Here is a 7131-nt window from a genome sequence, read left to right as displayed (position 1 = left end):
AAAAACTGAATCGCATTGCGTGCGATTTTGACGAGACTCCAGGATTTATGCTCTACGAGGTGTAGAAAATAAGTTTTCAGCTCTTCGGTGCTGAGGTGATCAGGGCAGGTATCAAAGTATTGTGTGATTTGACGAAGACAACGGCTATAACAGTCAATCGTTTTGGGGCTTTTGCCTTGTAAGATCAATTCGTTGAGGTAAGATTGATATAAATTGTTAAAACGAGTTTGTTCGAGTGGTTTCATAACAACCTCCAAATAAAGCCGTCAACATTGACGGTTCTTTATTTGTATACTCGATTGAGGTTATGTGTTTTTTCTGCCGCGCAGCGGCTTCGTTCAACAAGCACTTTAAACGGAACAAAAATAGTTGGCTCTGTTCCGCTTTACTCCACTATTTTAGCCAATCATTTTCGTCAATGGGATCGCGTTTTGCCTTTTGAGCAAAAGACAAGACTTGCCCGTAATTCGAAAAACATTTCTTATATTGAGCACTCCCGTCACCGTATTATGCATGGGTTTATGCTGAATTTATTAGGCGAATTAATTGCTTATTGCCTGAAAGTAATGATGCAGTTCTGGCTTAACCAGATCTCAGGTTAACTAGATAACTTTGCAAGTCATTTTTTTATTTGAGTTATAGCTGTTTGTAATGCCATCGTTATCATCAAACTCTACAAAGATATCAGTATAGCTTCCCGATTCCATTTCATAAATTTTCTTCAGAAAACGAATTTTGATTTCTGTTGTGTAGAACCAATTGTACTCAGCTTTTACAGTGTCTTTTCTGCTCCATGTAAATCCAAGTGGAGCATCAGCAATCATTTCTGCAATTCCAAAATAGCGGATGTTACTGAATGTGACAGTATTAGTAGTTAGGTTTAGCTCAAATTCTAGATCAGGACAATCGAACTTCGCTGTATCCATCTTGAAGTCTGCAGCAAAAGAACTAGCAGAGACTGTAAGCAGCAGTAGTAGAATTTTTTTCACGGGAAACTCCTTAGTTTAATCTAAGGACAGAATAACCTGTTCGCTCATTCTAGCAACCCCCTTGTAAGAATTTCATGGCGTTGTGAGGATCATATCGATATCAACGAGGAGGCAGGATCAAGTCTTGAGTTTTGCCTTTTGCTGATTTTTAAGCCCTACAGCTGTTTTAGCTGCGGGGCTTGTCAGTTATACCTATATAACTGTTAGCAGGGGGAACAGCTCATTTTACGTATGTGCTGATGATTTTCTCGTAGCTGCCGTCGGAGATCATGCCTTCTAATGTCTGATCGAAGGCATCACGTAGTGCAGACAGGTTAAGCGCTTTTGAGAAAGCGATATAGCTGGGTACGCTTTGTACCGGAACATCCAGCTGGACAAATTTATCTTGAAAACCAAGCTGTTTGAACATTGACAGTGCCGTGTATTTATTACTTATCAGAATATCTATACGTCCTGCATTTAACTTGCGTATAGACTGCTCCAGTGTGGTTGCTTCTACCGTATTAATGATGCCGTCTTGTTTAACTGCATCATCAAAAATTGTTCCGTAACTAATGCCTCTAACAATACCCAGTTTATAATTTGCTAACTCTTTTAAATCTCCAGTAAATGGAATAATGCCGCCCCTGGGAATAAACAGCACAATTTCCTGCTGAATAAGCACGTTATTTGAATAGTCTAAAAATGTTTCTCTTTCTGGGTTTTTATAAGCAGTGAAGATAGCTGCTGCTTTGCCCGTTTTTACCTGTGCAAGCGAGCGCGGCCAGGAATTAATATCTACCTTTGTAGTATGCCCCATTCGTCTGAATGCTTCTTCCACTACATCATATATAAAACCAGTAACGCGGCCGTCTTCTTTATAAACGTAGGGAGGATACTGTAATGAAACTAAGTTGAATTCTTTGGCTGATGCACCTGAAAGACAGATGAAAAAAAGAAAAACAGATAAAACACTGCGTAATCTTCGAATTGTATTATTCATACCCGCTTCCTTAATAGAGATTTTTTAAAGGTTGTAATTAAAGTTATGTTATGGACGGGGTTTGTCAAATATATTTGTTGTAAGTACTGTTTTGTTTTTATTTCGTGCTGATAAGAAGAAAAGCTGCTGTCTGCTCTTTTGTAGAGCAGTAAATGTGTGGGGGAGGTAGTTTTGTTGTGGTTGATTATGAGGAGTTGTAATTTAAATGATAAAGGGAAAAAGTGGGACATCCGTAAATTTTTGCTATCAAATGTAAGCGAATGATGATTGGCGACAGAGGCGGGGTTGTCAGTAAAAAGGCGGGAAAAAAGGCGGGACATCCGTAACTTTTTGTCAGAAAACGTAAAAACTTGATTTGGTGTAGCTGACCGGGTGTTTATCAAACTCTGATGGATATCAGGGCCTGGTCTTTAGTTTTCAGAAAAGCAGATAAAAGATACATGGTCAAGGTTAAGGGCCTGACCATATCACTCATGGGCTGTATGAATATACTACCTTATTCAGAGGCATAAGGGGGGCTGGCTTACAGGGTAAGTTCGTCTTCTGCTATCTATTCTACATCGGCTGGTATTAGCTTTAGCTGCTTGTGCTACAGTCGTTTCAGCGGCTTGCTCTACAGTCGTTTCAGCGGCTTGCTCTACAGTCGTTTCAGCGGCTTGCTCTACAGTCGTTTCAGCGGTTTGCTCTGCAGTTGTTTCAGCTGCTTGCTCTGCAGTTGTTTCAGCGGCTTGCTCTGCAGTTGTTTCAGCGGCTTGCTCTGCAGTCGTTTCAGCGGCTTGCTCTGCAGTCGTTTCAGCGGTTTGCTCTGCTGTCGTTTCAGCGGTTTGCTCTGCAGTTGTTTCAGCGGCTTGCTCTGCAGTCGTTTCAGCGGCTTGCTCTGCAGTCGTTTCAGCGGCTTGCTCTGCAGTCGTTTCAGCGGTTTGCTCTGCTGTCGTTTCAGCGGTTTGCTCTGCAGTTGTTTCAGCGGCTTGCTCTGCAGTCGTTTCAGCAGCTTGCTCTGCAGTCGTTTCAGTTGCTTGCTCTGCAGTAATTTCAGCTACTTTCTCTGCAGTCGTTTCAGCGGAAGCTGGTTTTTCTATAGTAGGCTCAACTGTAGTGGGTACTACTTCAGGCCCTTCTGTCTGATCTGCTTCAGTAACACAGTTCCAGCCCCAGCCCTTTTGCTTTTCAACAAACTCAGCCGCTTTGGATTCACAGTAACTTTCTGCGCTCTGGGCGCTCCATAATACTTGGACTTCAGTCGACTTGGTATATTGCACTTCACAAGGCAGGGCGCCTTCGCCAGTGTAAACCACTTCGATTATGCGGGTCGTGGTGTCATGTGTACAAATGGTTTTGTTGTTTTCCAAGGCCTGTGTTGCGGTAGTAGTACTTACTAATAATGCCGCAATAACGGTCATCTTCTTCATAAAACGTCCTTTTAGGTGTATTCATCGGGTTCTAAGCTGTGCAGTAATACAGGTTTCAAGTCAAAGCTGTAGACCCAATGGTGTTGTTGAGCAAATCAATTACAGGTTAATTTAAGCCTATTTAGTTTAATTTTTAGTGCAATGCCAGCCAGCATGATCAATACCTTAATATTTAGTCGTATTCATTATTAATTCCTGGCGAATCAACATTTTGAAAAATGTTGCGTTTTTTAATAGCGCGCTATAATACTCAAATCAATACCAAACATCAAAGACATATAAAAAATATGGCTGATGGGTTTTAATGTGCGCAAAATACCTAAATATTTCAGCCGCTCGCTTCCTAAATAACAATTAAGAAAACAACATATGTGTCAATGGGGCGCGTCTTGCCTTTTGCCTTACAGCGTCTTGCAGAAGCGTAAAATATTCATGCACAGGTCAACGATTGGAGCAGACAGTTAGTTTGTGCATTATCAGGAAGAGTGTTGTGATTGATGATGAGAAAAAGAAATAGAGGCACTTTGGATTTAGATATCGCTATTTGAAGAGGATAGAGGCTCCCCGCAAATAGCTTACATTTCAGTTTGTTTTTTTACTTCTAATTCTTGTTCAGTTTTTTGCTTTTTTTAGTTGTTTGGATTTGATTTTCTTCACGGTTTTGATGAAACCAAAATCTTTTTCTACCAGTTGTTCTAGCCATAAGTATCCTTAATTGTTTTCTTTGGATGAATAAAAATAACCTTATTTATCACTGCCTAACAAGGAAATTCGAACCTAGTGACACATACGCGGAGCGGATGTTTGCGGTACTGATATTTACGGGCAATAAGATAAGTTGTTATATTAGTTTGAGATAAAAAATTTATCATGTTAATAAATAAAAGTAAATGCCGGAAGAGCATAATTTACTTTCGACACGCTATAAATTTATAAAAAATAGCGATGGCGCTGTATGGTGAATTATTGAATGTGATGATTAAGCTAAAGGAGACACTAAGGACAACAAAAATGATGTAACTGAGGGAAAACTTGGACTTGATGATTTCATTAATAACTCTGAATGACAGAGCTGAATGAATATTAACCTACATGTAGAGAAATATATAGCTATATTTTTAATCTTTTTGATTAAAGATTATTCAAAGCTTTAATTGTGGGCATCATTAAGGTTAAATTTGGACAGCTAGGAGAAAAGGTTTGCCTGTCCTGTCTTTTTGCAAAATTTAAATCATGCATCGGGAAGACATTTATAAAGAGAGCAGACGGCAGCTAGTGTTGTGTAAGAGTGCTGCAGTTTCTCTGCCTATTTCTGTCGCCCGCTTTATATTGATACTAAACACTTTTATTTAAAGCCTGCATCAACAAACAGAAGATAACCTACAAGCGCTGGTTATCTTCTATCGCATTAGTTTTATTGGTATTTATCACCAGATAAAAAATAGGTAATAATACCTAGGATAAATAATACCGCTGTTGTTAGCTGCAGAAATACCGCCAAATACCAGTCTATTTTTCTAGCACTCTCTACAATAGACTTCCGATCAATGAGCACCGAATGATCGGCTTTTCCTCTTATTATGGTGAAAGCATACATTGAAAGCCTTATGCCTATTCCTCTATCCCAGAAAGGTGGCTCTAATCCTTTTTTCTCCATTTCTCGTTCAATATGGCGTACGGATATGCGCCCAAAAGTAAAAATAGCAATGGCCCATAGAATAATAGATGAAAACAATAAAATAAAATGCCAAACATAAAAAGGTATATCCTGCATGTTAAATCCTTTATAAAGAGAGTAGATAATTGCTGGCATCATGTCCGAGTGTAGCCGTTTCTCTGCCGATAAAATCACCAGCGACGGCTCCTGCATATCCAGCGGCTAACCCTGCACCTATGATTAGTACCCAGCCAACAGGAGTCGCTGCTAGAGCAACTCCCAAAGCGATCTCAACAGTTGTAGCTACCAAACCGCCAATAAATATTCCTGCAGCGGCTGAACCACCAAAAGCGGCTGTTTCAATGGCCGCTGATTTCTGCCAGTTGCCGCCTGCTTTATACTGATCATGAACACCTTTTGCTCTAAACCCTGCATCAACAATAAGCGCACCATAACCAGTCCATCTTGCACCTGCCGCAAGGTTTTTAATCTGCGCAAAAGCGCTGCTGCTGGAAAGCTGAATAGGCTGATAACTGCGTGCGCCTTTTGCTAAACCAATACCACGATTTGCGCTGGTCCATGCATTGCCTCTTGCGCCTGCTTTGCTGAAATATTTACCGACTTCTGCTTTAAATTTTGTATTTAACTGTTCATTAAGATTTTTTGCCAGCTGCTCCAGTTTAAGTATCTCAATTTAGGTAGTTTAGCTAAAGAGCCTTGGCGAATTTTTTCCAGTACTCTTTGGTATTTATCGGCCAGTTTGATAAAGTCAGATAACCTGTTTTCTGCTGCGCCAGCTAGTGCGCCTGCATAACCGTTTTGATTGCTCGGCTCACGAGGATCGAATTTCCCTTTCATATTCATCGGCTTAATTTCAGTATCATGAAACTCGGCCAGTGCTGTTAACATATTTGAGCCGTATTGATGGAGCATATTGGCAATATTAATACGCTGTTCATAGGGTAAGGAGAAAATCTCTCTAAACTGTGCTGCTAAATCAGGATACTGCTGCTGCCAGGTAGTATTTGTTTCAACAGTGGTTGCTGCTGCGTTGTCACGGACAACAAAAGGCATGCCGTTAGGGATAAAGTTTGCCATGACATGCGGATTGTCTTGGCGAAATGCCTTTAATGCCTGCTGGTTGTTGATATCACAAGGTAACTGGTTATTTCCTGGTTTATTAAAACAGATGGAGATCGACGACTGCATTTATTATTCCTTTAATAAAATTTTATATAAAGGCGCGATATTAGCGTGTGTAAATTAATTGTCAACAAATCAACAGGCAATTATATTGGGTAACTATAACAAGGAAAGTAAGAGATTAGTCGAAACGGCTGGGTGTAATAGGTTCTTTATGACCACTTTGTATAATATTCATACTTAATGTAATGCGCAAAGGGCACTTAGAATATGGTTACTGGTGCCTGTAAAATATGCTCAAATTTGCTGCCGCACTACAGTCTGCATCTCTTTGCTTATTCGCTAATGACAGGTAGTTTCGCTGCGGTTTCTCGAAGTGCCTGTGCTGATTCCTGACTGTATCCCCATATATTACTATTATCATTTACGCTGACAGGTGCAATCCATTCGAGGGGGATTTTGTGACCCTTTTTCACGTAGTCACGCATCGCACAGACAAGGTCCCGCAAAGTACCACCATGGGAAAAACCACGCCAGCTTCCATGGTAATGAGTGTAAATGCGCCTTCTGGAGTAGTCGTCTACAAACCAGACTATGCCGTTTTTATCGATTTCCATATGAGCAGTAAAACCACGGGAGTGAAATAATTTATCTCCATGCTTTGAGATGGCCTTAATGAGTTCATTTACGTGATTGATCCGCTCATTTTCCTGCGCCGGCTCAATAGTTCGAAACATGCCTCCATAACAGTGAGGACAGAGGCTGGCGTGCCAGCTGCCTGTTGTATTGTTTTTGCGTTCATGATGGGTTCCTGTCCATCCACAGTGCGCTCTAGAGCATTCAAAGCGTTCCGGCATTAACTTGTTCCTGTTTTGCAGTGCTGGTTTTAATATATCAAACTTATATTACAACTTTTGGCTGTCGAATACTAAGCGCGAAAACAATTGCTGT

The 7131-nt window shown here is 40.6% G+C and carries 9 protein-coding genes; all 9 read right to left on the bottom strand.

Translation table 11 applies throughout. From position 1 onward, the window contains the following. The coding region (locus tag G337_RS28260) for a phage integrase N-terminal SAM-like domain-containing protein (protein WP_028864791.1) at nt 1-245 on the bottom strand (245 nt) is incomplete at its 3' end. Between the two features lie 357 nt (nt 246-602). Further along, nucleotides 603-989 (bottom strand): hypothetical protein, encoded by a 387-nt coding sequence (locus G337_RS0115965; protein WP_028864790.1) that lies wholly within the window; start codon nt 987-989, stop codon nt 603-605. 220 nt (nt 990-1209) lie between these two features. Next, the gene (locus tag G337_RS0115960; RefSeq protein ID WP_028864789.1) at nt 1210-1971 is read right to left on the bottom strand and encodes a substrate-binding periplasmic protein; all 762 of its coding nucleotides are present in this window, start codon (nt 1969-1971) and stop codon (nt 1210-1212) included. A 500-nt stretch (nt 1972-2471) separates the two neighbouring features. Next, nucleotides 2472-3380 (bottom strand): hypothetical protein, encoded by a 909-nt coding sequence (locus G337_RS29225; protein WP_051303302.1) that lies wholly within the window; start codon nt 3378-3380, stop codon nt 2472-2474. Nucleotides 3381-4794: 1414 nt separating this feature from the next. Next, a complete protein-coding gene (locus G337_RS0115945; protein ID WP_028864788.1) occupies nt 4795-5154 on the bottom strand; it encodes a hypothetical protein in 360 nt (119 codons plus the stop codon). Between the two features lie 10 nt (nt 5155-5164). Further along, the gene (locus tag G337_RS0115940) at nt 5165-5347 is read right to left on the bottom strand and encodes a hypothetical protein (protein ID WP_028864787.1); all 183 of its coding nucleotides are present in this window, start codon (nt 5345-5347) and stop codon (nt 5165-5167) included. Then, nucleotides 5341-5535: a hypothetical protein gene (locus G337_RS0115935; RefSeq protein ID WP_028864786.1), complete on the bottom strand. Its 195-nt coding sequence runs from the start codon at nt 5533-5535 to the stop codon at nt 5341-5343. The genes G337_RS0115940 and G337_RS0115935 overlap by 7 nt, the downstream gene beginning before the upstream one ends. A gap of 144 nt (nt 5536-5679) precedes the next feature. Further along, on the bottom strand, nt 5680-6246 hold the full coding sequence (locus G337_RS0115930; RefSeq protein WP_028864785.1) for a hypothetical protein: 567 nt from the start codon (nt 6244-6246) through the stop codon (nt 5680-5682). Nucleotides 6247-6515: 269 nt separating this feature from the next. Beyond that, nucleotides 6516-6917: a hypothetical protein gene (locus tag G337_RS0115925; RefSeq protein ID WP_028864784.1), complete on the bottom strand. Its 402-nt coding sequence runs from the start codon at nt 6915-6917 to the stop codon at nt 6516-6518. Between the last annotated feature and the right edge of the window lie 214 nt (nt 6918-7131).

This window comes from Psychromonas aquimarina ATCC BAA-1526, assembly GCF_000428725.1.
Classification (GTDB): domain Bacteria; phylum Pseudomonadota; class Gammaproteobacteria; order Enterobacterales; family Psychromonadaceae; genus Psychromonas; species Psychromonas aquimarina.
This window is presented reverse-complemented; position numbering and strand designations above follow the sequence as displayed.

Excerpts from the sequence above, each read along its gene's own strand:
- G337_RS0115960 (WP_028864789.1), bottom strand. The coding sequence starts at position 1,971 with ATGAATAATACAATTCGAAGATTACGCAGTGTTTTATCTGTTTTTCTT.
- G337_RS29225 (WP_051303302.1), bottom strand. The coding sequence starts at position 3,380 with ATGAAGAAGATGACCGTTATTGCGGCATTATTAGTAAGTACTACTACC.
- G337_RS0115945 (WP_028864788.1), bottom strand. The coding sequence starts at position 5,154 with ATGCAGGATATACCTTTTTATGTTTGGCATTTTATTTTATTGTTTTCA.
- G337_RS0115930 (WP_028864785.1), bottom strand. The coding sequence starts at position 6,246 with ATGCAGTCGTCGATCTCCATCTGTTTTAATAAACCAGGAAATAACCAG.
- G337_RS0115925 (WP_028864784.1), bottom strand. The coding sequence starts at position 6,917 with ATGTTTCGAACTATTGAGCCGGCGCAGGAAAATGAGCGGATCAATCAC.